This window comes from Lientehia hominis (assembly GCF_021044755.1).
Lineage (GTDB): Bacteria > Bacillota > Clostridia > Lachnospirales > Lachnospiraceae > Lientehia > Lientehia hominis.
The window spans coordinates 350,406-377,084 of sequence record NZ_JAJNOR010000004.1 but is presented as its reverse complement, the minus strand read 5'-3'; the positions used below and the strand labels follow the sequence as shown (position 1 = coordinate 377,084).

General features: G+C 47.8%; 24 protein-coding genes. 10 read left to right on the top strand and 14 right to left on the bottom strand.

Annotation, left to right across the window (positions count from 1 at the left end):
* Positions 1 to 41: 41 nt before the first annotated feature.
* From smc to pta, 7 genes are all read right to left on the bottom strand, one after another.
* Positions 42 to 3,596: a chromosome segregation protein SMC gene (gene smc / locus LQE92_RS08580; protein ID WP_231062558.1), complete on the bottom strand. Its 3,555-nt coding sequence runs from the start codon at positions 3,594 to 3,596 to the stop codon at positions 42 to 44.
* Positions 3,597 to 3,602: 6 nt separating this feature from the next.
* Positions 3,603 to 4,301: a ribonuclease III gene (gene rnc, locus LQE92_RS08575; RefSeq protein ID WP_231062557.1), complete on the bottom strand. Its 699-nt coding sequence runs from the start codon at positions 4,299 to 4,301 to the stop codon at positions 3,603 to 3,605.
* Positions 4,302 to 4,377: 76 nt separating this feature from the next.
* Positions 4,378 to 4,608: an acyl carrier protein gene (gene acpP, locus LQE92_RS08570; protein WP_231062556.1), complete on the bottom strand. Its 231-nt coding sequence runs from the start codon at positions 4,606 to 4,608 to the stop codon at positions 4,378 to 4,380.
* A 16-nt stretch (positions 4,609 to 4,624) separates the two neighbouring features.
* Positions 4,625 to 5,644, bottom strand: a complete 1,020-nt coding sequence (gene plsX / locus LQE92_RS08565) for a phosphate acyltransferase PlsX (protein WP_231062555.1) — start codon at positions 5,642 to 5,644, stop codon at positions 4,625 to 4,627.
* Between the two features lie 225 nt (positions 5,645 to 5,869).
* Positions 5,870 to 6,049: a 50S ribosomal protein L32 gene (rpmF, locus tag LQE92_RS08560; protein ID WP_147596425.1), complete on the bottom strand. Its 180-nt coding sequence runs from the start codon at positions 6,047 to 6,049 to the stop codon at positions 5,870 to 5,872.
* A 40-nt stretch (positions 6,050 to 6,089) separates the two neighbouring features.
* On the bottom strand, positions 6,090 to 6,611 hold the full coding sequence (locus LQE92_RS08555; protein WP_231062554.1) for a YceD family protein: 522 nt from the start codon (positions 6,609 to 6,611) through the stop codon (positions 6,090 to 6,092).
* 94 nt (positions 6,612 to 6,705) lie between these two features.
* Positions 6,706 to 7,701 (bottom strand): phosphate acetyltransferase, encoded by a 996-nt coding sequence (gene pta / locus LQE92_RS08550; protein WP_231062553.1) that lies wholly within the window; start codon positions 7,699 to 7,701, stop codon positions 6,706 to 6,708.
* A 204-nt stretch (positions 7,702 to 7,905) separates the two neighbouring features.
* On the opposite strand from pta, the gene LQE92_RS08545 reads away from it, so the two are divergent.
* Positions 7,906 to 9,204, top strand: a complete 1,299-nt coding sequence (locus tag LQE92_RS08545; protein WP_231062552.1) for a nucleotidyltransferase — start codon at positions 7,906 to 7,908, stop codon at positions 9,202 to 9,204.
* A gap of 89 nt (positions 9,205 to 9,293) precedes the next feature.
* Here the strand turns inward: LQE92_RS08545 and LQE92_RS08540 are convergent, their stop codons facing one another.
* The 7 genes from LQE92_RS08540 to LQE92_RS08510 all read right to left on the bottom strand — a co-directional run bounded on the left by LQE92_RS08540 (position 9,294) and on the right by LQE92_RS08510 (position 16,332).
* Complete coding sequence (locus LQE92_RS08540) at positions 9,294 to 10,085, bottom strand: SDR family NAD(P)-dependent oxidoreductase (RefSeq protein ID WP_231062551.1); 792 nt, start codon at positions 10,083 to 10,085, stop codon at positions 9,294 to 9,296.
* Between the two features lie 31 nt (positions 10,086 to 10,116).
* Complete coding sequence (locus LQE92_RS08535) at positions 10,117 to 11,481, bottom strand: PFL family protein (RefSeq protein WP_231062550.1); 1,365 nt, start codon at positions 11,479 to 11,481, stop codon at positions 10,117 to 10,119.
* A gap of 11 nt (positions 11,482 to 11,492) precedes the next feature.
* Positions 11,493 to 11,765 carry an ACT domain-containing protein gene (locus LQE92_RS08530; protein ID WP_231062549.1) on the bottom strand — a complete coding sequence of 91 codons (273 nt, stop codon included), beginning with the start codon at positions 11,763 to 11,765 and terminating at the stop codon, positions 11,493 to 11,495.
* 59 nt (positions 11,766 to 11,824) lie between these two features.
* Positions 11,825 to 12,622, bottom strand: a complete 798-nt coding sequence (locus tag LQE92_RS08525) for an MBL fold metallo-hydrolase (protein WP_231062609.1) — start codon at positions 12,620 to 12,622, stop codon at positions 11,825 to 11,827.
* Positions 12,623 to 12,691: 69 nt separating this feature from the next.
* Entirely contained in the window at positions 12,692 to 13,279 is a 588-nt protein-coding gene (gene coaE, locus LQE92_RS08520; RefSeq protein WP_231062548.1) for a dephospho-CoA kinase, read from the bottom strand.
* 19 nt (positions 13,280 to 13,298) lie between these two features.
* A complete protein-coding gene (polA, locus tag LQE92_RS08515; protein ID WP_231062547.1) occupies positions 13,299 to 15,941 on the bottom strand; it encodes a DNA polymerase I in 2,643 nt (880 codons plus the stop codon).
* A 28-nt stretch (positions 15,942 to 15,969) separates the two neighbouring features.
* Positions 15,970 to 16,332, bottom strand: a complete 363-nt coding sequence (locus LQE92_RS08510; RefSeq protein WP_231062546.1) for an anti-sigma factor family protein — start codon at positions 16,330 to 16,332, stop codon at positions 15,970 to 15,972.
* Positions 16,333 to 16,580: 248 nt separating this feature from the next.
* Between LQE92_RS08510 and LQE92_RS08505 the strand changes: the two genes are divergently transcribed.
* From LQE92_RS08505 to LQE92_RS08465, 9 genes are all read left to right on the top strand, one after another.
* Complete coding sequence (locus LQE92_RS08505; protein ID WP_231062545.1) at positions 16,581 to 16,913, top strand: sporulation initiation factor Spo0A C-terminal domain-containing protein; 333 nt, start codon at positions 16,581 to 16,583, stop codon at positions 16,911 to 16,913.
* A 27-nt stretch (positions 16,914 to 16,940) separates the two neighbouring features.
* The gene (locus tag LQE92_RS08500; protein ID WP_231062544.1) at positions 16,941 to 17,759 is read left to right on the top strand and encodes a MerR family transcriptional regulator; all 819 of its coding nucleotides are present in this window, start codon (positions 16,941 to 16,943) and stop codon (positions 17,757 to 17,759) included.
* Positions 17,760 to 17,822: 63 nt separating this feature from the next.
* On the top strand, positions 17,823 to 18,299 hold the full coding sequence (locus LQE92_RS08495) for an SAM-dependent methyltransferase (protein WP_231062543.1): 477 nt from the start codon (positions 17,823 to 17,825) through the stop codon (positions 18,297 to 18,299).
* 150 nt (positions 18,300 to 18,449) lie between these two features.
* Entirely contained in the window at positions 18,450 to 18,746 is a 297-nt protein-coding gene (locus LQE92_RS08490; protein WP_231062542.1) for a DUF3892 domain-containing protein, read from the top strand.
* Between the two features lie 144 nt (positions 18,747 to 18,890).
* Positions 18,891 to 21,350, top strand: coding sequence for an ATP-binding protein (locus tag LQE92_RS08485; protein WP_231062541.1), 2,460 nt, complete (start codon positions 18,891 to 18,893; stop codon positions 21,348 to 21,350).
* A gap of 48 nt (positions 21,351 to 21,398) precedes the next feature.
* Entirely contained in the window at positions 21,399 to 22,238 is an 840-nt protein-coding gene (locus tag LQE92_RS08480) for a helix-turn-helix transcriptional regulator (RefSeq protein ID WP_231062540.1), read from the top strand.
* Between the two features lie 62 nt (positions 22,239 to 22,300).
* Entirely contained in the window at positions 22,301 to 22,918 is a 618-nt protein-coding gene (locus LQE92_RS08475; RefSeq protein ID WP_231062539.1) for a TetR/AcrR family transcriptional regulator, read from the top strand.
* A gap of 173 nt (positions 22,919 to 23,091) precedes the next feature.
* Positions 23,092 to 24,927, top strand: coding sequence for an ABC transporter ATP-binding protein (locus LQE92_RS08470; protein ID WP_231062538.1), 1,836 nt, complete (start codon positions 23,092 to 23,094; stop codon positions 24,925 to 24,927).
* Positions 24,924 to 26,654: an ABC transporter ATP-binding protein gene (locus LQE92_RS08465; protein ID WP_231062537.1), complete on the top strand. Its 1,731-nt coding sequence runs from the start codon at positions 24,924 to 24,926 to the stop codon at positions 26,652 to 26,654. Before LQE92_RS08470 ends, LQE92_RS08465 begins: the two co-directional genes overlap by 4 nt.
* Positions 26,655 to 26,679 lie beyond the last annotated feature (25 nt).

Genomic DNA, 26,679 nt, shown 5'->3' with positions numbered 1-26,679 from the left:
TCTGTCAAATAACTATAGACTAAGCCTGACATATCTGCAGGTTATGCCGGCTGTTCCGTAAGGTCTACCGAAACCAGCGTCGACACGCCTTTTTCCTGCATGGTGATGCCATACAGCCGGTCAGCGATCAGCATAGTCCCCCTTCTATGGGTTATCACAATAAACTGTGTATGCTTCTTAAGCTTCTCCAGATAGGCTGCATAACGCCCTACATTACTGTCGTCTAAGGCCGCCTCGATCTCGTCCAGAAGACAGAACGGGGACGGCTTCAGATTCTGGATGGCGAACAGCAGGCTGATCGCCGTCAGCGCCTTTTCTCCGCCGCTCAGCTGCATCATATTCTGAAGTTTCTTGCCGGGAGGCTGCGCGATGATCTGAATTCCTGCTTCCAGAAGGTCCTCTCCCTCCACCAGCTCCAAAGTTCCCTGGCCTCCGCCGAAAAGCTCCCTGAATACTCTGTCGAATTCCAATCTGATATCCCTGAATTTCTCCTCAAACTGGCGCCGCATGCCGCTGTCCAGTTCTTCAATGATCTGAACCAGGCTTTCCTCTGCTTTTTTCAGATCATCGTGCTGTCCCTTCATAAAGAAATACCGCTCCGATATCTCTTTGTAGTCCTCAATGGCGTTTACGTTGACCGGGCCCAGCTCCTTGATTGCCTGCCTGAGCGCCGCCACTTGCCGGCGTATGGCAGTCAGGCTGAGCTCCTCCTCAAATGACATGGCAGAAACGGCAGAAGGTGTGAGCTCATATTCCTCCCAGAGATATTGAATCTGCTGTTCGATCGATTCCTCACATTTTTCCTTCTGACTTTCCAGACGATAGACCTCCTTGTCCAGCCGGCTGATCTCATTGGAGAGAGCCTCTCTTTTTTCAAAAAAGCTCCTCTGTTCCTTCGCATACCGCTCTTTTTCAGCCGTATATTCAGAAATAGAAGTTTCCAGACGAACTGACTCTTCCGCCTTTTCATCTATCTGACTGCGGATTGATACGATCTGCGCCCGTTTTTCCTCCACATTTTTTCTGCAGCACTCCATACTTTCCCGAAGGGAAGCTTCTTCCTCCTTCAGACGTCCTGCCTCTCCTGTGATCCGGAGAATGTTCTCCAAAATAAAGCTGTCCTTCTGGGACATGGAGGAAAATTCCAGCTGGGCCTTGGAATATTCTGCCCTGTGGGCTTCCCGCTTTTCCCGTTCTTTTTCGGCCTTCGTCTCTAATTTCTTTATTTCTCTTTCATATTCCTTATTCTTCGATTCCAGGTCTTTGCTTTCTGCTTTTAATTCTGCTTTTTCAGCTTCGATCTCCGCAAACTGAGCCGCAAGCTGTCTTCCTTCTGCCGCAATACTTTCATATCCCGCGGCAATCTCTTCCGCCTTCTTACCGGCGCCGGATAAGTTCGCCTCAAGAGAGGACAATGACACCTGTGCTTTCTGAAGAGCGTCTCTGTTTGTCTCGATGGCCTCCTGAAGGTTCTTCATTTCCTTCGAGACTGCCGTGACCCTCTCCTGCACCTTGTCATACTGGGAAAGCACTTGATTCATAGAGCGCTCCAGCTCCTCCAGCTCTCTCTTTCTGCCAAGAAGATTGCTGCTGTTGCGGAAAGCGCCTCCTGTCATGGAACCGCCTGCATTCAAAAGCTCTCCTTCTAAAGTGACGATCCGAAGCGAATATTTGAATTTTTTCGCGAGGGCAATGGCGTGATCAATGTTGTCGACCACCAGAATCCTGCCCAACAGGTATTCAGCCAGCTTGTTGTATCCGCCTTTTACACTGACCAGATCATGAGCAAGGCCTATGACTCCCGGCTCCCCAAGCGCTTCTTTCTTCTGGAATCCGCCCCGGGCCGTGATACTCGTTAAGGGCAGAAAAGTCGCCCGGCCAAATTTATTCTTCTTCAGATACTGAATCAGATTCTTCGCCGTGGACTCAGAATCCGTCACCACATTCTGAATAGAACCGCCCAGGGCTGTCTCTATGGCTGTTTCATATTCCTTCGGTGTCTCCAGAAGATCCGCTACGACACCGATGATTCCCGGTGTTGAAGTCTTTGCCTCCATGACCTTCCGGATACTGTTTCCGTATCCTTCATACCGTTCCGCCAGATTCCTGAGAGATTCCAGTCTCGTTCGAAGTGTATGATATTCCTGCTGCTTCTGATTCAGAATCTTATTCTCACGATAGTAATTTTCCTGTGCATCCTTATATGCCAGGTTTTTTTCCTCGTTCTCACGGCTGAGTCCGTCTATTTCTTCATTCGTTACTTTAATCTGAACCTTGATCCGGTCTATGACCTGTTTCTGCGCCTCTTCTTCGCTCTTCACCCTGAGAAGCCTCTGGCTCAGCTCGCTTTTTCTGACCTGATTCTGCTCCAGCAAAGTCACAAACCGCTGATTTTTTGCTCCCAGGGACGCTTTATCATTTAATGTGCCTAAAATGTCGTTTTTCTTGGTGCTAATCTCAAATTCCAGCGCATGAATCCTGTCTTCATCTTCCTCAATCTTTTCACGGAGCAGCCCCTGCCTGTCGTCCAGAGCATCCAGAATCTCGTTGATTTCTCCTTTTTGCCTGGTGAAACCTGTTTTTTGCTCTATTTTATCAGAAAGCTCCCGGGAAATAGCCGACATACGGGCCTTCACATGCTCTTCACTGGCCTCTTCCGTATGGATCTGCTCCTCCAGCACCTTTATGCGGCCTTCCATGGATTCCAATGCCAGATGGCTGTTCCCCAACTCTGTTCGGCTGTACTCCAGTTTCTCATCCACCTGGGAAATAGTTTCTGCCAATTCATCATACCGGCCCTTCAGTTCCTCTGAACGCCTCCGACTCTCATTAAGATCAGCAGAAACCGCCGTCAGATTATCCTCTATACTCTTTTTTTTCTCTTTTTGAGCCTGGCTTTCCAGAAAGAAGCTGTGCATGTCCAAATTCTTCAGTTCTTCCTTCAGCCTGAGATATTCCTTCGCTTTTCCAGACTGTTCTTCCAAAGGACCCACCTGTTTTTCCAGCTCGGTCAGGATATCAGTCACTCTGACCAGGTTCTGCTGTTCATCCAAAAGCTTCTTTTGAGCAATATTCTTTCTTTTTTTAAATTTTACAATTCCGGCTGCTTCGTCAAAAAGCTCCCTCCGATCTTCGGGCTTTCCGCTCAAAATTTTATCAATCTGCCCTTGTCCGATGATAGAATAGCCTTCTTTCCCAATGCCGGTATCATAAAACATCTCATTGATATCCCGCAGACGGCACGCCGCTCCATTAAGCAGATATTCACTTTCTCCGGAACGGTAAACCCGTCTGGATACGGTGACTTCATCGTAGTCTATGGGAAGGGAATGGTCGGAATTGTCGAGGGTGATCGCCACATAAGCATAACCCTGGGGCTTTCGATTTTGCGTTCCGGAAAATATAACGTCCTGCATGCTGGCTCCTCTGAGCTGCTTCGCGCTCTGTTCACCCAGCACCCAGCGGACTGCGTCGGCCACGTTGCTCTTTCCGCTTCCATTCGGCCCCACGATTCCGGTGATGCCGTCATTAAATTCAAATAGGATTTTATTGGCAAAGGATTTAAATCCCTGCACCTCAATACTCTTTAGAAACATAAGTTCTTATTCCTTTTCCCTCAGCATCAGGATGGTCTTATACGCCGCCATCTGTTCCGCCGCCTTTTTCGTCCGTCCTTCTCCTTCTCCGGCCGCATTTCCGGCAATCACCGCCTGAACACGGAACACCTTGCAGTGGTCGGGTCCTTTCTCTTCAAGAAGCTCGTAAGACAGGCCTCCCTCATACCGGCTCTGTACCATTTCCTGCAGGATAGTCTTGCTATCGTAAAAAAGCTTCTTATGCTCCAAATCATTCATGATAAAACGAAAGATAAACTCCTTTGCATTAGCAAAACCACCGTCGAGATAGATTGCGCCGATCAGCGCTTCCAAAGCGTCCGAAAGAATCGAATCTCTCTGCCTTCCTCCCTCAGCGTCCTCTCCTTTTCCCAGAAACAGATACTGTCCCAGTTCGATCGTTCTCGCACAGTATGCCAGAGTGGGTTCGCATACGACACTGGCGCGCAGCTTGGTCATCTCCCCCTCGGGCTTGTCCGGGAATTCCCGGTATAGATAATCACTGCTGGACAGCTCAAGGACCGCATCCCCCAGAAACTCCAGACGCTCATTATTCTCAGAACGCTTCATTCGGTGCTCATTGGTATAGGAGCTGTGTACCATGGCATGGTATAAAAGCGCCTTGTCACAGAACACATAGCCGACTGTATCTTCCAGCATTTTTAATTTTTCAAATTCCTGATTCATGTTTCTTTCCCCTTACTTATTCCTAAAAGCAAAGCCCCATCCGAAATCCGGCCAGGGCTTTTTCCGAATCCGTTATTTAATTGCATGCGCTCTTGATCTGCTCCACCGCGTCTCCCACCGTGACGATCTGCTCCGCCGCTTCGTTGGGAATCTCGATATCAAACTCTTCCTCGATCCCCATGATGATCTGGAATATATCCAGCGAATCCGCTCCCAGATCGTCCACAAACGTAGTGTCCATCGTTATCTCATCTGTCTCTACATTCAATACCTCTGCAATAATCCCCTGTAGTTTTTCAAATTCCATAGAAATTCACCCTTTCCTATTCATTCTCCTCTTTTTTTATAAAACACGCTTTCATTTTCTCATTAATTTTCTGCTCTTTAAACGTCACACACTGGAAGATCGTGTTCCTCACTTCTTTCGCGCCGGCGTTCCCATGAGTTTTCACTACCAATCCGTTAAGCCCCAGCATCGGCGCTCCGCCGTACTCTGTGGCATCAAAGGTCTTAAGTGTTTCCTTTAGAGCTGGCTTCACCAAAAGAGCTCCCATTTTAGAACGGAAGGTAGACATCATACCCTTCTTTATTTCTCCGATGAGGGCAGATCCAAGCCCCTCATACAGCTTCAAGATCACATTGCCGGAGAAGCCCTCTGCCACGATCACGTCCGCGCCGCCGTGAGGTATCTCTCTCGCCTCTATGCTTCCTGTGAAGCAGATATCGCCACATTCCTTGAGAAGCGGAAATGTCTCCTTAACCAAAGCATTTCCTTTTTCTTCCTCCACTCCCACATTGACTATGGCGACCCTTGGTTTTTTAATGCCTATGACATGCTCCATATAAATAGAACCCATTTTCGCAAACTGTACCAGATGACTGGCACGGGCGTCCACATTCGCTCCGCTGTCCACCAGAAGGGACACGCCCTTTGTTGTGGGGATCAGTGTCGCCAGAGGCGGCCTTTCCACTCCCCGGATTCTGCCTACCACCAGCTGGCCTCCCACTAAAATGGCCCCAGTGCTTCCGGCAGAAACAAAGGCATCGGCCTCTCCCTTCTTCACCATGGTCTGAGCCACTACGATAGAAGAGTCCTTTTTTCTTCTGATGGCCGTGACCGGCGCTTCCTCTGTGGTGATCACCTCCGATGCGCTGCGGATCTCAATTCTGTCCTTTGGATAGGTGTGCTTAGAAAGCTCCGCTTTTATCGCTTCTTCTTTTCCCACCAGGATGACCTGGATATTTTCTTTCGCATTCACCGCATCCACTGCGCCTTTTACCATCTCACCGGGAGCATTGTCGCCGCCCATGGCGTCCAGCGCAACTCTAACTGTTTCCTGCATCTTCTTTCCTCCATATTACGAAGAACCTAATATCTTCCGGTACCTTTCTCCTATGCAGAGAGAAGCGGCCGCAACTTTCGAAAGTGCCATGCCATGTCCGAAGGATTCTAAGAAATAATATACACAATATCAATCTATAAATCAATGATTTTTCCAATTTTCTATATTTGAGCATAATGAAAAAGACGGGCTTCCTTTCAGGAAAGCCCGTCTCAAGCCAATCCATCAATCTACGTTGATGATTTCTTTCTTATTATAGCAGCCGCAAGCCTTGCAAACTCTATGAGGCATCGTCAAAGCACCGCATTTGCTGCACTTCACTAAATTCACTGCGCTCATCTTCCAGTTTGCCCTGTGGCTGTCTCTTCTCGCCTTTGAATGCTTATTTTTGGGACAGATAGACATGGTCACACACCTCCTTAACCGATAAATTTCATTTCATGCATTACTGATTCGCGTCTCTGAAAATATCACGGATAACCGCCATCCTGGGGTCCTGTTCCGTGACCTCGCAGCCGCAAACCCCATGATTGAGATTTGCACCACATCTATTACAGATTCCTTTGCAGTCTTCCCTGCACAGAACTTTCATAGGCATATGCACGAACAGCTCATCGCGTACCAACACATCCACATCCAGGGTATATCCTTCGATATACGGTTGCTCCTCCGGCTCCTCTGATTCCTCTTTTCCTTCACGAAAATCGGCCAAACGGCTGATCGGGAAAGAAAAAGGAACGGTCACAGCTTCCAGACAACGGTCACAAGGCATCACGAGAGCAAACGACACATCTGCCTCAATGAGCAGCTTTTTATCTCCGGTATTGGTCACCCGCAGCTTCACAGGCTTCTTATCTATGACCGGATAGTCGGCTACCCCGTTCTCAAACACGTCAAATTCCAGCTCTGCCGTGTAATCTTTTGTCTCCTGTTCATGGGTCAGGGAGTCTGATAAATGAATGTGCATAGTATTCTCCTAATACACACCTGTACTATTATACATAGGTGCATTCAATTTGTCAACAATTATCGCGCAGATTGCCAACGATCAAAGGTTCTTTTTACTGGGCCTGGGCCTGTACCGCGGTAATGGCAACCACGCCTACGATATCAGAAGCGCTGCAGCCTCTGGAAAGATCGTTTACCGGAGCCGCAATGCCCTGGGTCATGGGACCGTAAGCTTCTGCCTTTCCGAGTCTCTGTACCAGCTTATAGCCGATGTTTCCCGCATCCAGGTCAGGGAAGATCAGTACATTGGCCTGTCCCGCCACTTCACTGCCGGGAGCCTTGGAAGCGCCTACGCTGGGAACGATCGCCGCGTCCAGCTGCATCTCGCCGTCCAGCTTGAGATCCGGATATGTTTCCTTCGCGATCTTTGTAGCCTCCACTACCTTATCCACATCTGCGTGTTTTGCACTGCCCATGGTAGAATGGGAAAGCATCGCGACCTTCGGCTCTTTGCCTACCAGAAGACGGAAGGACTCTGCTGAAGAGCCTGCGATAGCAGCCAGCTCCTCCGGATTCGGATTCTGGTTCAGGCCGCAGTCAGAGAATACAAACGTACCTTCCTCGCCGAGCTCGCAGTCCGGAACTACCATCAGGAAAAATGCGGATACCAGCTTTGTACCGGGCTTAGTTTTTACGATCTGCAGACAGGGACGAAGGGTGTTTGCCGTGGAATGGCAGGCGCCGGATACCATGCCGTCTGCATGTCCGGACTTGATCATCAGGCATCCGTAGTAAGCATAATCATTGAAAATGGTCTCCTTCGCCTTCTCCGGAGTCATGCCCTTTGCTTTCCGGAGTTCGACAAACAGGTCTATATACTCCTGAGTCTTCTCGTATGTATGAGGATCGATGATGGTCGCCTTGGAGATATCCAGTCCTTTGCTGTTTTCTGCTATCTCCTCGGGAGTACCGATGATGATGAGGTCCGCAAAATCCTCCTCCAGAATCTGAGCTGCCGCCTCAAAGGTTCTTCTGTCCATGGATTCGGGCAGAATGATCGTCTTTTTGTTGCTTTTTGCTTTCGCTTTAACCGTGTCAATAAACGCCATGATGATAAGGCTCCTTTCGTGGTTCGTTAAATTCTAATCTAATATCATATTATAACGCATATGGATTCACTTCACAAGGGAATTTCTGTACTTTATTTCACACATTCCACTCTTTATCGGCACATTTACAGACAATTGCATCTTGTCTTTTTTCCCCTTCTGTTTTAAAATAAAATTAAATACAGAAGAAAGGAGTGTGGGCTTATGAGGGTTGTCGGTCTGATCACAGAATACAATCCGTTCCACAACGGACACAGCTATCATATCCAGCAGGCAAAAAAGGTCACCGGCGCCGATTACTGCATTGCAGTCATGAGCGGAAATTATGTTCAGCGCGGTGAACCGGCCTGTATGGACAAGTATTTAAGGACTCATATCGCACTGCGGTCCGGAGCAGATCTGATTCTTGAACTGCCGGTGCCTTTCGCCATAGGAAGCGCCGAATATTTTGCCGCGGGCGCGGTCTCCATCCTGGATAAGCTGGGAATTGTCGATTCACTCTGTTTTGGAAGCGAAAGCGGCGATCTGGCCCTGATGTCATCTGTCGCGTCCATCCTGTCCGATGAACCGAAGGAATTTTCTCAGCTCATCAAAGATCTGCTGAAAAGGGGACTCAGCTATCCGGCCGCCAGAAATCAGGCGCTTCTCTCTTATCTTTCCCTAAATGCGCTGCCGTCTGCTCCTGAGGACCGTCTTACGGATCAGGTAAACGCACTTCTTTCCACGCCCAACAACATTCTGGGCATTGAATACTTAAAAGCTCTGTACAGAAGGCGTTCTTCCATCAAGCCCGCCACTATCCTGCGGACTTCGGATTATCTTTCTAAAGCTCTTTCTGCCCCGTTTTGTTCTTCTTCTGCCATCCGTCATGTCTTTCATTCAAGAATCACCGGTCTGGCTTCCGGACCTATGTCGCAAACCATGAAAACAGTCCGTTCTTATGTGCCGGAAGAAGCCTACTGCCTGATTGCAGAAAACTTTAATAAGCGTCTGCCGATCTTTGTGGATGATTTTTCTTCTGTTCTCTTATATAAACTTCTTTCCGCACGGAATGCGGATTTAACAGACTATTCCGATCTTTCCCCTGAGCTGGAAAACCGGATCAAAAACTGTCTGACCGATGTTTCCACATTCTCGGATTTTATTGATTCGGTGAAATGCAAGCAATACACCAGGACGAGGATCAGCCGTGCTTTGCTGCATATTCTGCTGGATATCCGGGTGGATGATATCGCCCGGTATAAAAGCAACGACTTTGTTCCCTATGCCAGAGTCCTGGGCTTCAAAAAGTCTTCCGGCCCTTTGCTGAAGGGTATAAAAAAGAACGGCTCTATCCCGCTCCTTACCAAAATGGCTGACGCGGAAAACCGGCTGGCGCCCATAGGCTTCGATATGCTGAACCAGGAGGTCTTCGCCTCCAATCTGTATCAATCCGTAGTATATCATAAATTCGGTTATCGGACGAAAAACGAATATACTCAGGGCGTAATCGTAGAACCGTGATTTTGAGCAGCTGCAAGTCCAGTCGTTAAAAAACGCATTTCCCGGCTTCATCCAGGAAATGCGTTTTTCATTATGAAAATGATACGATTTTATCCCTCCCAGGGCTTTTTCCACGGAAGCTCTGTATCCTCTACACTGTTTTTCCCGCCGTCCACATTCACCACGGTACCGGTCATATAGCCAAAGCGGCTGCTCGCCATGCAGACTATCACATCTCCGATCTCCTCCGGCCGGCCGGCCCGATGAAGAGGTATCATGGACATTGTATAGTCTCTCTGCTCATAGATTGCCTTTGCGGAAAGCACCGTATCGATCACTCCCGGAGATACCGCATTGACGCGGATTCCATAGGGCGCCAGCTCCGACGCGGCGCCAACTGTCAGCATATTGACCCCCGCTTTCGCGGCCCCATAAGTCACCCGGTAATCCACCGGTATTCTGGAGGAGAGAGAAGACAGATTGATGATTACTCCGCTCTTTTTGGGCATCATATGCTTTGCTGCCGTCTGAATACCAAGGAAAGTACTGGTCAGATTCAAATCCATGATATAGCGGAAGGTCTCCTCCGGCAGTGAATGGAGGGGGCCGTGTTTATTTCCTCCCGCGCAGTTCACCCAGATATCGATTCCCCCAAACCGCTTTGCGGCATCATCCGCAAACGCCCGTATCTGGGAAAGCTCTGTCACGTCCACCTGTTCCGCCAGGATATCCTCGTATCCAGAGTCTCTCGCCTGCTGTTCAAATGCCTCCACTTTTGAAAACGAATGACTGCAGACAGCAACCTTACAGCCTTCCTCCGCAAATCGTAACGCAGCGGCGGCGCCGATTCCCGTCGTTCCTCCGCAGATGACTGCCACTTGTCCCTTTAGACCTAAGTCCATGATGTTCCTCCCGTCTTTTGTCCGGCTGTGATCAGTTCTTAAAGCTGTGAATGGGAGCAGGAATCCTGCCTCCCCTGCTGACAAATTTTGCACAGGAATAAGGGTTCACCGGCATCACCGGCGCGTATCCCAAAAGCCCTCCGAATTCAACTGTGTCGCCGGCCTTTTTCCCAATGGCGGGAATCAGGCGGACCGCCGTGGTCTTCTGGTTTATCATTCCAATGGCGGCTTCATCAGCAATGATACCGGACAAGGTATCCGGAGTGGTGTCCCCAGGGATCGCTATCATATCCAGCCCGACGGAGCATACGCATGTCATAGCCTCCAGTTTTTCGATGCTCAAGGCTCCTCTGTTCACAGCATCAATCATTCCCTGATCCTCACTCACGGGAATAAATGCGCCGCTCAGGCCTCCCACATAGGAGGAAGCCATCACGCCTCCCTTTTTCACCTGATCATTCAGAAGGGCAAGAGCGGCTGTCGTCCCCGGAGCGCCTACACTTTCCAGGCCGATCTCTTCCAAGATCTCCGCGACACTGTCTCCCACAGCCGGTGTCGGAGCCAGCGACAGATCCACGATCCCAAAGGGAACTCCCAGTCTCTGGGAAGCTTCCTGTGCTACCAGCTGGCCCACGCGCGTCACCTTGAACGCCGTTTTTTTAATGGTCTCACAAAGCACCTCAAAATTCTGTCCACGCACTTCTTCCAGGGCAGTCTTCACCACTCCCGGCCCGCTGACTCCGACATTGATGATGGCATCGGCCTCTGTCACACCGTGGAAAGCTCCGGCCATAAACGGATTATCATCGGGAGCGTTGCAGAACACTACCAGCTTCGCGCATCCCAGGGAGTCCCGCTCCCTGGTGGCAAGCGCCGTTTCCCTGATCACCTCTCCCATCAGCTTTACCGCGTCCATATTGATTCCGGTCTTGGTGGATCCCACATTCACGGAGCTGCAGACTCTGTCCGTACAAGCGAGGGCCTGGGGAATCGAACGAATCAGAAGCTCTTCGGCCTGTGTCATCCCCTTGCTGACCAGAGCGGTATATCCTCCTATGAAGTTCACTTTTACTTCCTTTGCCGCCAGATCAAGAGTCCTCGCCAGTGTCACAAAATCTTCCGCTGTTTTACAAGCCGCGCTTCCCACCAATGCGATGGGCGTAACGGAAATTCTCTTGTTCACGATCGGGATACCGTATTTCACTTCAATTTCATGCCCTACATCGACCAAATCTTTCGCATAAGAGGTGATCTTTTTATAAACCTTTTCATTTACCTTGTCCAGCTGAGAATCGATACAGTCCAATAAGCTGATACCCATGGTGACCGTCCGGACATCCAGCTTCTCCTGCTCGATCATTTTATTCGTCTCATCTACTTCAAATCTGTTTATCATAGCCGTCCCTCTTAAATTCTGTGCATTTTGTTGAAGATATCCTCATGCTGACAGCGGATCTTCACACCAATCTCTTCCCCGATCTGGTCCAGCTCCTCGACCACATCGCCAAAGGGCTTGGCTGACTGGCTGGCGTCCACGATCATCATCATGTTGAAATAACCCTGCAGGATGGTCTGGGAAATATCCTCAATGTTGATGCGGTTATTGGCCAGATATGTACATACCTTCGCAATGATACCTACGGTATCCCTGCCTACGACTGTGATAATAGTTTTTTTCATCTTCATTCTCCTCGTCCTATATGTGAAATAACCTACGGTTTAAGCCAGATCATAAAACATCAAAGGTACACGATCTCCGACATCCTGCTCCTGTCCGCAACTGCGATATCAAAATCAGTGCCCCGGTAAGCGTTCTCTCCCATGGTCACCTCCAGGCGGACCGTCTCATAGGCCAGATCCGCATAATTATTCTCTTTGGAAAGATGTCCCAGCAGCGCCTTCTTAAACTTATCGTGAAGAACTTCCCCCAGCAGCCGCCCCGCCGAATCGTTGGAAAGATGTCCTCTGTTCCCCATGATCCGCTTTTTCAGATAATAGGGATACGGTCCCGCTTCCAGCATATGTACGTCATGGTTCGCTTCCAGAAGAACGGCGTCCAGTCCCTGCAGATGATTGATAGTATACTGGCTGTAATTGCCAAGGTCTGTCACTACAGCGGCTGAGCTTCCGCCGGAACCCACCCGGAACGCACATGGATTCGCAGCGTCATGATCAATGGAAAACGGTGATATCCTCATATCTCCTATGGAAAAATCCACATCCGGAAAAATCTCTCTGTGAAGTCCTTCCGGCAGTTCTCCCACAGTCTTCGCCGACCGTATGCCTTCATAGGTTTCCCGGGTGGTATATATGGGCACCTCATTTTTTCTTGAAAAGACTCCCAGTCCCCCGATATGGTCCGAGTGCTCATGGGTGATCAGGATACCGGAAAGCTCTGAGCCTTTGATTCCCAGCTCACACAGCCCGCATTCAATCCGTTTGGCGGATATCCCTGCATCGATCAGGAGATGGGTGTGCTCCGTACCTACATAGATACAGTTTCCGCTGCTGCCGCTGGCTATACTGACGAGGCGCATCATGTCACATTCCTCACTTTATCTCTATATTATTGTTTATTTTGTCTGCAGACATCATGTGTTATTTTATCATAAGGACAAGGAAGATGCAATCTGCTCTTTCGTATCCGCCCTGCTCCCACTGTTGTCGATGACCGCGCCGCACCGCCGTCTGAATTCCCGGTCCGGCATCTGGTTTGCCATGATCTCCCGGCATTTATCCCTTCCATAGCCTCTGCTCTGCATAAGCCTCTGAATCCTCGTCTCCTCGTCGGCATAGACATACCAGACCACATCGCAGATATCCTCATACCCGGCTTCAAACAGAATGGCCGTCTCGATCACGGCAATATCCTTTCCGGATATCTCAAAGTCCTGAAGCCGTTTTTCCGTCTCTTTCCGGACCGCCGGATGGATGATGCCGTTCAGCCGCTTTAACGCTGCCCGGTCCCGGAACACCATCGACGCGATCTTTCTCCGGTCCAGAGTCCCGTCCTGTCTTATGACTCCTTCACCAAAGACATCTCTCACCTGTGCAAAGCAGGCGCCCTCCGGTTCCATGAGTTCCCTCCCGATTTCATCTGCCGTCAAGATTCCGGCGCCGTATTCTTCCTTTAAGATTTCCAGCACCGTGCTCTTTCCTGCTCCTACACCGCCAGTCACTCCGATTATCTTCATTTTTTTCTCTCCGAAAGCCCTATTTCGTTTCAAACCAGCTGTATCCTGTGTTCAAATCCACTTCAAGGGGCACCGACAGCTCGGCCGCGCCGTCCATCTCTTCCTTCAGTATGCGTTTAACCTGCTCGGCTTCGTCCTCCGCCGCCTCCACCAGAAGCTCGTCATGGATCTGGAGAATCAGCCTGGATCTGAGATTCTCTCTGCGAAGCCTCCTGTCCACACCGATCATCGCGATCTTCATGATATCGGCCGCCGTCCCCTGAATGGGACTGTTCATGGCGACCCTCTCTCCAAAATTTCTCTGCATGAAGTTGGAGGAAGACAGCTCCGGCACGGGACGTCTGCGGCCGAATAAGGTCGTCACATATCCCTTCTCTTTGCCTGAATCCACCAAACCATCCAGAAAGACCTTGACTCCGGGATAAGTTTCAAAATACTGTTTGATATAATCAAGCGCTTCCTGCCTGGTTATGCTTAAGCCCTCGCTGAGTCCAAAGGCACTGATGCCGTATACGATTCCAAAATTGACAGCTTTAGCGTTCCCTCTCTGAAGAGGCGTCACCTCGTCAAAGGGCACATGAAACACCTGTGACGCCGTCATCCTGTGGATATCCTCCGCCTGATGATATGCTTCGATGAGCCGGCTGTCCCCCGACATGTGAGCCAGGATCCGCAGCTCAATCTGAGAATAATCCGCGTCTACAAATACACAGCCTTCCTTCGGTACGAATACCTTGCGGATTTCCCGTCCTAAAGCCATCCTGACCGGGATGTTCTGAAGGTTTGGCTCTGTACTGCTGATACGGCCTGTTGCCGTGATGGTCTGGTTGAACTTTCCGTGGATTCTTCCGTCCTCTCCAATATATACAGCCAGGCCATCGGCATAGGTAGATTTCAGTTTCGTAAGCTGCCTGTACTCCAGGATCTTTGCCACCAGAGGCTGCTCAGGCGCCAATTTTTCCAGAATGTCGGCGGACGTGGAATATCCCGTCTTTGTCTTTTTTCCATAGGGCAGCTTCAGTTTTTCGAACAGGATCACTCCCAGCTGCTTAGGAGAATTGATATTGAAGGTTTCTCCGGAAAGCTCATATATCTCTATCTCCAGGCGTTCGATCTGGACCCTCAGCGTTTCTCCGTAAACCCTGAGCGCCTCTTTTTCCACCTGGATACCCTCTTTCTCCATATGGTAAAGGCTGTAGATCAAAGGCATCTCAATATTTCGAAACAACGGCTCCATGCCTGTTTCCCGAAGCTTCGTGAGCAGGATCTCTCCCGACGCCATGGCCGTATACGCCGAATAGCAGAAGCACGTGATACAGCTCTCTTTTTTATCCTGAAGGGCGGACTGAAAAGAAACCTTTCCAAGCAGGTCCGTCCTGGAAGGGACCGTCAGCTCCAGATATTCTCTGGCCAGATCATCATACACATAGGCGCTTTTCAGGGGATTCAGCAGATATCCCGCCACACCGGCATCGTATACCCCCTCTGTTTCCTCTATGCCCAGATAGGGAAGTGCCTCCTTTAAATCCAGCATCCAGGTATCTCTCCCGCGAAGGCACAACTGCCTGGCTTTTCCGGCCAGGTACTCTCCGGTCAGAAAATCGGAAGCCTCCAGGAAATAGATATCTTCTTCCCCAAAAGCCAGTGACAGACCGAGGAGTTCTCCGTTTTCCGCCACCAGCTGCATTCCAATCCGCTCTGCTCCCATGGCCTTTTCAAACGCCAGCTCCGCGCCTTCCAGATCATCAAGGAATAAAAAAGCACGCTCCACTGAATTCTGAGTCTGGCATCCCGCCTCAAACCGTTTCAACAGACTTCTCAGCTCCAGACGCTTCATGATCTCATAAGCCTCCGGAGTGAACAGCTTGCCTATTCTGGCCTGTTCCAGAGAAAATTCCACAGGACATTCTCTGTCTATCCTGGCCAGTGTCTGGGACAGCTCCGCCATTTCCCTGCCCGCCGCCAGCGCTTTCTGCGCCCTGGCCGGCTTTACATTGTCCACATCCGCATAGACGGCTTCCAAACTGTGATATTTCTGAATCAAGGCAAACGCTGTCTTTTCCCCAATGCCAGGGACGCCTGGAATATTATCGGAGGAATCCCCCATAAGCGCCTTTACGTCCACAAACTCCGACGGGGTTACTCCAAGCTTCTCCTTTACGTCCTTTTCCAAATAATCCTCAACGGCAGTCGTCCCGCCCTTCGTTTTCGGTATCCGGATCTTTGTCCTGCCGCTCGCCAGCTGCAGCATGTCCCTGTCACCAGAAACCAGAACAACGTCCAGCCCCTCTTTCTCACATCGGGCTGACAGCGTCCCCAGGATATCATCTGCCTCGTAGCCAGGAAGCTCCGCCACCTGGATTCCCATTGCCTTAAGCACATCCTTCGTCAAAGGCACCTGCTCGTGCAGCTCCTCTGGCATTCCCTTCCGTGTTCCCTTATACGCTTCATACATTTCATGACGGAAGGTCGGGGCTTTTACATCAAAAGCCACAGTCATATACTGCGGCTGTTCTTCGTCGATGATCTTCAGTAAAATGTTCAAAAAACCGTATACGGCGTTGGTATGGAGCCCCTCGAAATTGGTCATGCCCATATTGACGCCATAATAAGCCCGGTTCAAAATGCTGTGTCCGTCAATCAATACGATTTTTTCTCTCATATCCGGTTCCTTTTTCTTCCTCGATCTTTTATAATATTCCCATATCAGCGAACAAGCGCAGCTGCAGAAAAACAGCCAGCACGATACACCAGAAAGCCACTGTATACACCACGTAACGGAACCCCTGGAAAAAATGGCGCTTTTTTATCAAAAGCTCCGACTGGTACAGCTCCTCCTCCAAGGCCCCATCCAGATCATACAGCTCATTGATTTCCTGATCGTCATGTTCCAGTTGTGAAAGCCCTGCATATATCGTATAATAGATATTCAGTTCTTCCCTGCATTCCTCGCACTCGTTTATATGGGAAACAAAGGCCTCCAGCTCCTCTGGCGGGAGCTTTCCGTCAATATAGTCCGTGATCTGGGCCTGAACTTCCATGCATCTGGTCATATAATGCCCTCTTTCTATGTGATTCTTTCGCCATTATATCATGTCTTCTTATATTTTTATAGAGGATATCCATAAGAAAAAGGAGCCCTTCCTTTTCTTGCTATAATTCAAATAATCTTGTAAAAAGATGAAAACCAAAAAGCTGTCCTGTTCTCTGTCATAATTTGGCTAAATCTGTCGAATTCATGGTAATAATTTCCTTTCTTTCTTATATTTCTCTTATATAAAGAATTAGGAGGAGATATGATATGAAAAAGATGTACGAATTATTACAGACAGTCGGAGTATCCAAAAGCTACCAGGGCTATCCCTACTTTGTACTGGCAGTAGAGATGGTGATGGAAGATGAATCAAGATTATGCAACATCCGCAAAGATGTGTACTTCCCGATTGCTATTCGATATAAAGAGGATGTGCAGAATATTGAACGGGATATCAGGACCATACGGGACGTGATCATGAGAAACGGAGGGGAAGACTTTCTCACGGAGCTGTCCGGAGGAAAATTCAGCCATACCAAGAGCCCCTATCCCAGGGAAATTATCGAAATATTCTCGGAATATCTGAAAAATCAAACTTAATAACGGAATCGAAAGGACTATGCCGCAATGTTTAAAATCGGTGAATTCTCCAAACTGACGCAAGTATCCATCCGAATGCTGCGCTACTATGACGAAACAGGACTGTTAAGGCCCGCACAGACAGATGCGTACACCGGATACCGCTTGTATTCTGCCGAACAGATACCGGTCCTCAATAAAATCCTGTTCTTAAGGGACAGCGGTTTTAATGTGGCGGAAATCTCCGAGGCCTTGAAACACAGCTCTTCTGATTTCATCCTCAGGCAGTTTGAAAAAAAACAGGCAGAGATAAAAGATAGCATTTTGTCTGAACAGGCGAAGCTGGAAAAAATTGCATTGGCTCAAAAAAACATTCTGTCAGATAAAAATGAGATGCATTATCAGGTTTCCCTTAAGTCAGTCCCCGGACATCAGGTCCTCTCACTGAGGAAAATCATACCAGATTATTATGCTGAAAGCAAGCTGTGGCAGGAAATGTCCCGGTTCGTGACAGAGCATGGGTTATCTGTTTCCCAGGATACCTTTTCCATCTATCACGATCCGGATTATCGGGAAAAGGACGTTGATGTGGAATTATGCGTTCTGACGAAAAAAACAGGGAATGATTGTGAAGGGTTCGTCTACCGTGAAACGGAAACGGTGCCTGTCATGGCCTGTTCCATGGTATACGGCCCTTTCGAAAACATCGCCGGCGCCTATCTCTCAATGGCGGACTGGCTTCAAAAACACAGCCTCTACCGTATGACCGGACAGAGCAGGCAGATCGTACACCGAGGCCCCTGGAATGAAGACAGCTCCCGGAACTATCTGACAGAAATCCAGATACCTCTGGAAGAAACCACTTGACTCTCCCACCGTGTCATGGTTTACACTCCATTCAGAAGCAGACAAGAAATGGAGGAATTTATCATGAAACAATTTTCAGTAAACCCGATCGGCCGGATTCGTGTCCGTAATGAAGCCATGTCCCTGGAACTGGACAAGCAGTTCATCCCCGCTTTAACAGCTTTGGACGGGTTCTCCCATTTAAACGTTCTATGGTGGTTCAGTGACTTTGATTTAAAAGAAGCCAGACAGACTCTCCAGATACCTAAGCCTTATAAAAGATCCCCCGAAATTATGGGAATCTTTTCCACAAGAGCGCCTGTACGCCCGAATCCGATCGCACTTTCCACCGCGGGAATTCTTCACATTGACCATGAAAAGGGCATTATCTCACTGGATTATATCGATGCTTTTGACAACACGCCTTTCCTGGACATCAAGCCATATACTCCGAGCCTTGACCGCGTGGACACACCCGGGCTACCCGAATGGTGCCGCCATTGGCCGCAGAGCGTCGAACAGTCAGGTGAATTTGACTGGGAAAAAGAATTCAATTTTTAAATACATCCGCAGCTTTAAATGGCTGCGGATGTCCTGTTTTCTCCTAACGAATACTTATACCCCTTCCGATCAATACTAACAAAGAAAACGGAAGAAACAATTTGTCTGAACCATCGTTCCGAATAAAAATTCAACAGGAGGAAAACGCATATGACTGTAAAATACCAGAAGGCAGAAAGCCTTCCCATGAATGCCCTCAGCGAGATTCCCACGCCTAATGCCGATGCCAAAAAGATCACAGGGCTGGTAAAGCACAGCGGCAAGATTTCAGGATACCAGCTGTCCGACGGACGGATCGTGAACAAAGCGGAAGGAGTAGAGCTTGCGAAGCAGGGAGAAATCCAGGGAGTCGGAATTTCTTCACGAAATGGAAATGAATATCTGAAATCGCTTCCCGACGATACAGAAAGCAACAATTTGGGAAATCTCCCCACCGTGACCAATTAAAACTCAAAGTCAGAGGAGCTGCCGCTTTAACGATTGAAAATCGTAGAGACGGCAGCTCTTCTTGATGCATTGCCCATATTAACGAAAGCTGATATAATCAAGCAGTAATGGTTCGAACTACAGATTGGGCGGAGGTAACAGAGTATGCTGAATTTCTTTACATTGGAACCGAGAGAGTTTGCAGAACTATCTAAAGATATTTTACAAAAAATAGTCAAAAAAACTCTTTATCTGACGGACGGTCCCTATGATGAAGGTATTGATTTTACAGATAATCTTCAAAATCCCCGAATCATAGGTCAGGCAAAGAACTTTATTTTCACTCCCGCAGATAAACTGATACGTAAATTGAAAAAGGAAAAAGAACGTGTGGAATGGCTGCGTCCAGAAACCTATTATTTGTTCTTGCCAAAAAATCTCACCCGGAAGCGTCTGGAAGAAATCGTAAACTTATTTAATCCAGTCACAAGGTTTGACCTGGAACATATTTTTACTCTAGGTAAAATGGATGAACTGCTTCAAAAAAAAGAATATGGAGATGTCCTTGAGAAACATCCGAAGCTTTGGAACTTTTCCATGGATATCCTCAGCAGAGCGCTTTATAAAAACATTGATTTTGACACGCGGGAAATGCTTTTGGATATCCAATCATTCAGCGAATTCGTACCCACAGAGAGTTATTGCGCGTGCATTGAACTGTTGGAGCAGGATTGTGCAGTCCTTCTGCAGGGTGCACCTGGCACAGGAAAAACTGTAATCTCGCGGCGTATCGCTTTGGAACTGGCACAGCAGGGATATCAGGTCCGTTATACGACAGACGGAAACCTACATGATATAAAGGGCATCCTCTCACAGGATGATACGCCGGAACTGATTCTGCTGGACGACTTTCTGGGACAAATGTACGTAACACTTGATCCAGGCAGAGCCGCTGAGCTTGAGACACTGCTTCATTTTGTCCAGCGCAGCAAACACAAGCGGATTCTCCTGAACTCGCGTATTACAGTTCTGCAGGAGGCAGAACGGAGCATACCTCTCTTCACCCGGATTTTTTCCAATATCCAAAAAATCAAAGTGGACGAACTGACAGATTATGAAAAAGCACGCATACTCCACAACATTCTGAAAAAGCAGTGCGGTGACTGTCCAAAGGTCTATCGTTACATTGCCTCCGAGGGACGATACTGGAATATTATTCATCACCGCAACTTTAATCCGCGGATCATTGGTATGACAGCTGCCATGATAACAAGCCTGTCCGATCCAAAAGACTTATATGACCGCCTGCTGGAGCTTCTCAATGATCCGGCAAATATCTGGGCGCAGGAATTTGAGCAAAATCTCCGTCCAGAAGACCGGCTCCTATTGACGACCCTATATTCCCTGGCAAATACGAACGTGGATTTTGCTCTATTGGAGACATGTTACGCCGCACGAATCAGAACCATGCCGGAAATCGATAAAACGGTCAACCAGGCAGAAAACGCACTGAGGCGGCTGAATCGTTCCATGCTTCGACAGACCTGGGATGAGACGCGGAAAATATCAGTTCTTAATCCTTCCGTCAATGACTTCCTGTCCCAATACATACGGCAACACCCGCTGGAGCAGGAAGCTATCACCGCCTCAGCAGTCTATTTCGAACAGATATATAAGGTCATGCATGGAAATTCCATACAAAATATTCTAAACTCTCCAGCACTGCTTGCACTGATAGAGCAAAAGTTTGAAGATCATTCACTCCTCAGTCTGCGTTTTCAGGATCATACATATTTGGGCAATATTTTGGCTTATCAGTGTATTGTACGGCAGCCCTTGCTGGATGACGTGTACCGCAACAAACTAATCTGCCTGATCCGGCAGGGGGCTGTCAATAACTATCGCCCGTTTTTGCTGAACGGCTGTCTGTCCTATATTCTGCCGCTGTTTTCAGAACCGCTGTTTTCCTACTATCAAATGGGGCGTAATCTATCGGTCAACGGCTTTGTAGACAGTTTGATGAAAAGCGCTCAAGATTCTAATGAACTACTTCAGGTGCTGTCTCTCATCTGGTCTGTGTTCTCTGATCCGGTACAAAAATATGATTATGATCTTGCGTTCTTCCGGCAAAAAGCCGCGGAGTATACAGAATACAAATTGCTGAACGAGGTCGGTGATTTTAATACGTTTTCCATGCAAAAATATGACCAATCGGAATTTGACCATTTAGTGCGGGAGATTCCCGCGGATATGCCCATTGAGGATGTCATTGATCATTTTGAATATAATTTGAGCGCATTTCTGGAAGATGATCTTACTGATCAGTTTGTAGAGTTCGTAATTCGCAGCATTCAAGATGTACTGGAAGCACAGCCATGGTTTGATGGAAAAATCAGTATTGACCGGGATATTGTACTGATCGATCAAAATATCTGGGATAAAACAGAAATTATAATCGATAATGCGATGTACGATCACTTGCCAAGGGAGGCATACGACATTTATACTGCCCAGCGACGAGAATCCAGCGATAATCTGCGCCTGGAGCGCAGCAGCTTGGAATATTGGAATCATACAGAAAGAGAAGACCAGGATCTCCAAATCCGCTCTCTGTTTACAGAATAAAAACCATTTCAAAACGAAAACACCATATTCAGATCACAGAGGTAACATATGAAAATTGACCGTTTGATCGGCATCATTACAATTTTACTGCAGCAGGACAAAATAACGGCGCCGGAGCTAGCCGAGAGGTTTGAAGTTTCCAGGCGGACCATAAACAGAGATATCGAAGTCATCTGTAAGGCGGGAATCCCCCTCATTACCACCCAGGGATATGGAGGAGGTATTTCCATTGACGACAAATACAAAATAGACAGGTCATTCTTCACAGATGAGGAACTGCAGATAATCTTCGCCGGATTAAAAGGAATCGACAGCGTATCAAAAACCTCATATTTGAAAACACTCCTAGAAAAGCTCTCGGACAAAGAAAACCGCGTAATATCAGAGGACATCATAATCCTTGACCTGGCATCTCATTATCAGAAACCGCTCACTCAAAAAATAGAACTCATAAAATATGCGATCCGGAAACGGCGTCTCCTTTCTTTCAATTACTATTATTCCAAGGGTGAACAGCAAAAAAGAATCGAGCCCTATCATCTGATCTTTAAATGGTCCTCCTGGTATGTCTTTGGCTACTGTCCCGACAGACAAGGCTACCGGCTCTTTAAGCTGAATCGGCTTTGGGAGCTTCAAGTTATGGAAGAAACCTATTTAGTCAGGACCATACCGGAAACGGAGCTGGAGCTTGATGACTATTTCACCTCTGGTTCCATACATTTAAAGGCTCTGTTCGCTCCCAGCGAAAAATACCGGCTGATCGAAGAATACGGCATCGGCTGTTTTTCTTCCACCGACAGCGGCGAATTGCTTCTGGAACGCGATTTTGCAAGCTATGAAAACATGCGCGAATGGATATTCAGCTTAAATCTGCAAAACTTTTTTTGAAGCCATTGACAAATTATTTGATTTGCCATATTATATAACAGTGTTATAACGGAGATGAACAGATGAATGAAGCAGAACAGACAACCTTAAACCGAATTTTTTCAGCCGCCTTGCAGGAATTTCTTGAAAAGGGTTTCAAGTCCGCTTCCCTGCGGAACATTGTCAAAACGGCAGGCGTGACAACGGGTGCATTCTATGGCTACTATAAAAGCAAGGAAGAATTATTTGAAGCGCTGGTAGGAGAACATTACAACTTTTTATTGGATTGCTTTTGCAAGGCACAAAAAGAATTTGCAGAAATCCCCCCGGAGAAACAGCCGGACAATCTTACCTCCACATCCGGCGAGTGTATGTATGAAATGCTTTTATATGCTTATGGGCATTTGAATGAATTTAAGCTCATTCTTTGTTGTTCAGAGGGAACACGTTTTTCAAGGCTCATTGATGAAATGGTGGAGATAGAAACAAAGGGGACGCATGATTATTTAGAGGTGCTTAAAAGGTTGGGCAGACCGTCACCGCCCATCGATGAACGGTTAGAGCATATCCTGATCACAGGAATGTTCAACACTTTTTTCGAGTTGATTATACACGAAATGCCCCTTGATGAAGCAAAACGTTATCTGAAAGAAATGAGAGCCTTTTATACTGCCGGTTGGATGAAAATTATGGGGCAATAAGCAAAGCAATCCTATTTATAGTTTTTAATAATGGAAAGTGTGCACTTTCCATTATATTTGGCACATTGGTTAGTCATTGCTAACTCACAAGAAAACAACGAACTTAGACAAGGATATTCGAGGACGTAAAATGCCCCCTCATATCATAAAAATTTTATTAAGGAGGTTTTTTGATGAAAAAACAGTCTAACTTATCCCGACTGATGGGTTATGCCGGAGGGCATAAAATATTGACCTATCTTTCCTGGGTACTGTCTGTCATGAGTGCGCTGTTGGCTCTTGTGCCATTTTGGTATATATGGCGTATCATTCACGACATACTGGAGGTTTCCCCGGACTTCTCACAAGCGGAAAATGTTACAAGATATGGCTGGTCTGCCGTATGGTTTGCGGTTATCTCTATTGTTGTCTATATAGCCGCTTTGATGTGTTCACACATAAGCGCATTCCGGGTTGCGGCTAATATCCGAAAAGAGCTTATGCGGCATATCACAGCACTGCCGCTTGGCGTAACGGAAACGTATGGCAGCGGAAAGCTGCGGCGAATTGTAAACAATTCCAGTGCCGCTACGGAAACGTATCTAGCACACAGGTTGCCCGATAAAGCGGGGGCGATTGCCACGCCCATAGGTCTGCTCTTTTTACTGCTTGTGTTCGATTGGCGGTTAGGACTTTTAAGCCTTGTTCCCGTCGCGCTTGGTTTTCTGATTATGATGAAAATGACCGGAAAAGACATGGCGCAGAGAATGGAACAGTATCAAAATTCGCTTTCCGATATGTCAAATGAAGCCGTTGAATATGTGAGGGGCATACCCGTAGTAAAGACCTTCGGGCAGACCATCTTTTCCTTCAAACGCTTCAAAGGCTCGATTGACAATTACGAAAAATGGGTAATCGCTTACACAAAGGGGCTCCGTCTGCCTATGATGTTTTATACAACTGCAATCAACGGCGTATTCGCTTTTCTGATTGCCGGGGGTATACTTTTTACAAGGGGCGGCGTAACAAAGGAATTGCTGCTAAATCTTATCTTCTATATTGTGATCACGCCCGTTATCAGTACGACACTCACAAAAATCATGTTTATGAGCGAGGATGCCATGATTGTAGGCGACGCAATAAGCAGAATTGATGAGGTGCTGAACGAAAAGCCGTTATCCGAAAGTCAGGTGAATAAGGCGCCGGATGACAACGGGGTTATATTGGAACACGTTAGTTACAGCTACAAGGCGAATGTCCCCCAAGGAGACAGAGAAGACGGCCTGGGCCGTGACGCTGAGAAAAATGCACTTAGTGATGTGTCGCTGCGGGTCGAACCGGGGCAGACAGCAGCATTGGTCGGCGCGTCCGGCAGCGGCAAAACAACTCTTGCAAATCTCGTCACAAGATTTTTTGATCCGCAAAAAGGCCGCGTGCTGATCGGCAATATCGACATACGCGATATTCCAAAAGAAACATTGATGAATAAGGTGTCTTTTGTGTTTCAAAACAGCCGCCTGATCAAAGCCTCCGTTTTGGAAAACGTGCGCATGGCAAAGCCTGACGCGACACGCGAGGAAATTACCCATGCCCTGCAAGCCGCACAGTGCTTGGATATTATCGAAAAATTACCGAATGGCATAGATACGGTTATCGGTACAAACGGCGTGTACCTGTCCGGCGGCGAACAACAGCGAATCGCGATTGCCCGCGCAATTTTGAAAAACGCGCCGATCTTAATTCTTGATGAAGCGACCGCATTTGCCGACCCCGACAATGAGGTGCGCATACAGCAGGCTTTATCTGCTCTTTCAAAAGGAAAAACCGTTATTATGATCGCACACAAGCTATCGTCAATTACAGACGCGGATTGCATTTATGTGCTGCAAGACGGTAAGATTGCCGAAAGAGGCACGCATAGGGAGCTGATTCAGAAGAACGGCATATTTACGCGTATGTGGAAGAATTATTCCGAAGCGGCAGAATGGAAGATTTTAAACGAAAAAACGGAATCGGAGGTAAGAGTATGATTCAGACATTACAAAGGCGCTTTGCATTGTCAAGACAAGGGGCTGTCGATTTGGTAAAAGGCTGTATCGCTTGTGTTGCGCAGGATATATCCTTTATGCTCCCCGCCTGGCTTCTCTATAACTTTGTCATTGATATCCTGAACGGGGGCGTAAACGGAAGCCGCATTGCCTTCTATGCGGTCGGCGCTTTGGCCTGCCTTGCGCTTATATTCCTGGTAACCTGGTTTCAATACAATGCCACCTATCTGGCTACTTATGTGGAAAGCGGTGTGAGGCGTATCTCCTTAGCGGAACAGCTTCGTAAAATCCCGCTGTCCTTTTTCGGCAAAAAAGACCTTGCTGATTTGACAAATTCCATTATGGGCGATTGTGCGACGCTGGAAACCGCATTTTCCCATTATGTACCCGCTTTGGCAGGCTCCCTGATTTCAACAACGCTGATTGCCATATGTCTTTTTGCTTACGATTGGCGTATGGCTCTTGCGGCGGTCTGGGTTTTACCCATTGCCTTTACCATCACATTTTTTTCAGCACGCATACAGGAATATTTCAACCGCAAATCCGTAGCTGCAAATGTCGCGCTGGAAAGCGGTGTGCAGGAGTGCATTGAAAACCTGCAGGACTTAAAGGCGAATAATGCGGAAAAAAACTACCTAAAAGGACTGAACAAAAAAATTGACTATGTGGAAAAACGGCATATCATAACAGAACTGGGTACTGCCCTTTTTGTTGTTTCCTCTACGCTGATATTAAAGTTTGGGATTGCTACGGTTGCACTTGTAGGTTCTGCGCTGCTCATTCGGGGGGAGATTGATATTCCGCTGTTCTTTCTGTTTTTACTTGTAGCTTCAAGGCTGTATGCCCCGCTTGAGGGCGCGTTACAAAATCTTGCAGCGGTAATCTCCACTAAAACGAACATAAACCGCATGAACGAAATCCTTGACCAGCCTGTCCAGACAGGCAGCAGCCAGGTAACAAATAACGGTTATGATATTGTGTTCGACCATGTAGGATTTGCTTATAATACCGGGGAAGCCGTATTGAAGGACGTGTCCTTTACGGCAAAGCAGGGAGAAGTTACCGCCCTAGTCGGACCGTCCGGCGGCGGCAAAACTACGGTGTCACGCCTTGCCGCGCGGTTTTGGGATATAAACAAAGGGAAAATCACTGTCGGCGGTATGGATATTTCGAAAATAGAGCCGGAGACATTGCTGTCGCTGTATTCCATCGTATTCCAAGATGTGACTCTGTTTAACAATACGATCATGGAGAATATCAGAATCGGCAGAAAGGACGCGACGGATGAAGAAGTGATTGCAGCGGCAAGGCTGGCCAATTGTGAAGAATTTGCAGCAAAGCTCCCGGACGGGTATAACAGTATGATTGGTGAAAACGGCTGCGAACTGTCCGGCGGTGAACGCCAGCGTATTTCCATCGCCCGCGCTTTCCTCAAAAATTCCCCTATCATTTTACTGGATGAAGCAACGGCAAGCCTTGATGTGGAAAATGAAACACTGATACAGGCTGCTTTGTCGAGGCTGATAAAGGATAAGACCGTACTTGTTATCGCTCACCGTATGCGTACTGTGAGCGGCGCGGATAAAGTGGTCGTGCTTTCGGACGGTGCGGTTGCCGAACAGGGAACGCCGGAAAACCTGATGAATACAGGAAAAATTTATCCCCATATGGTAAAGCTGCAAATGATCAGTCGGGATTGGGCTATTTAGTTTAAATATGGAATGGAGATAATAT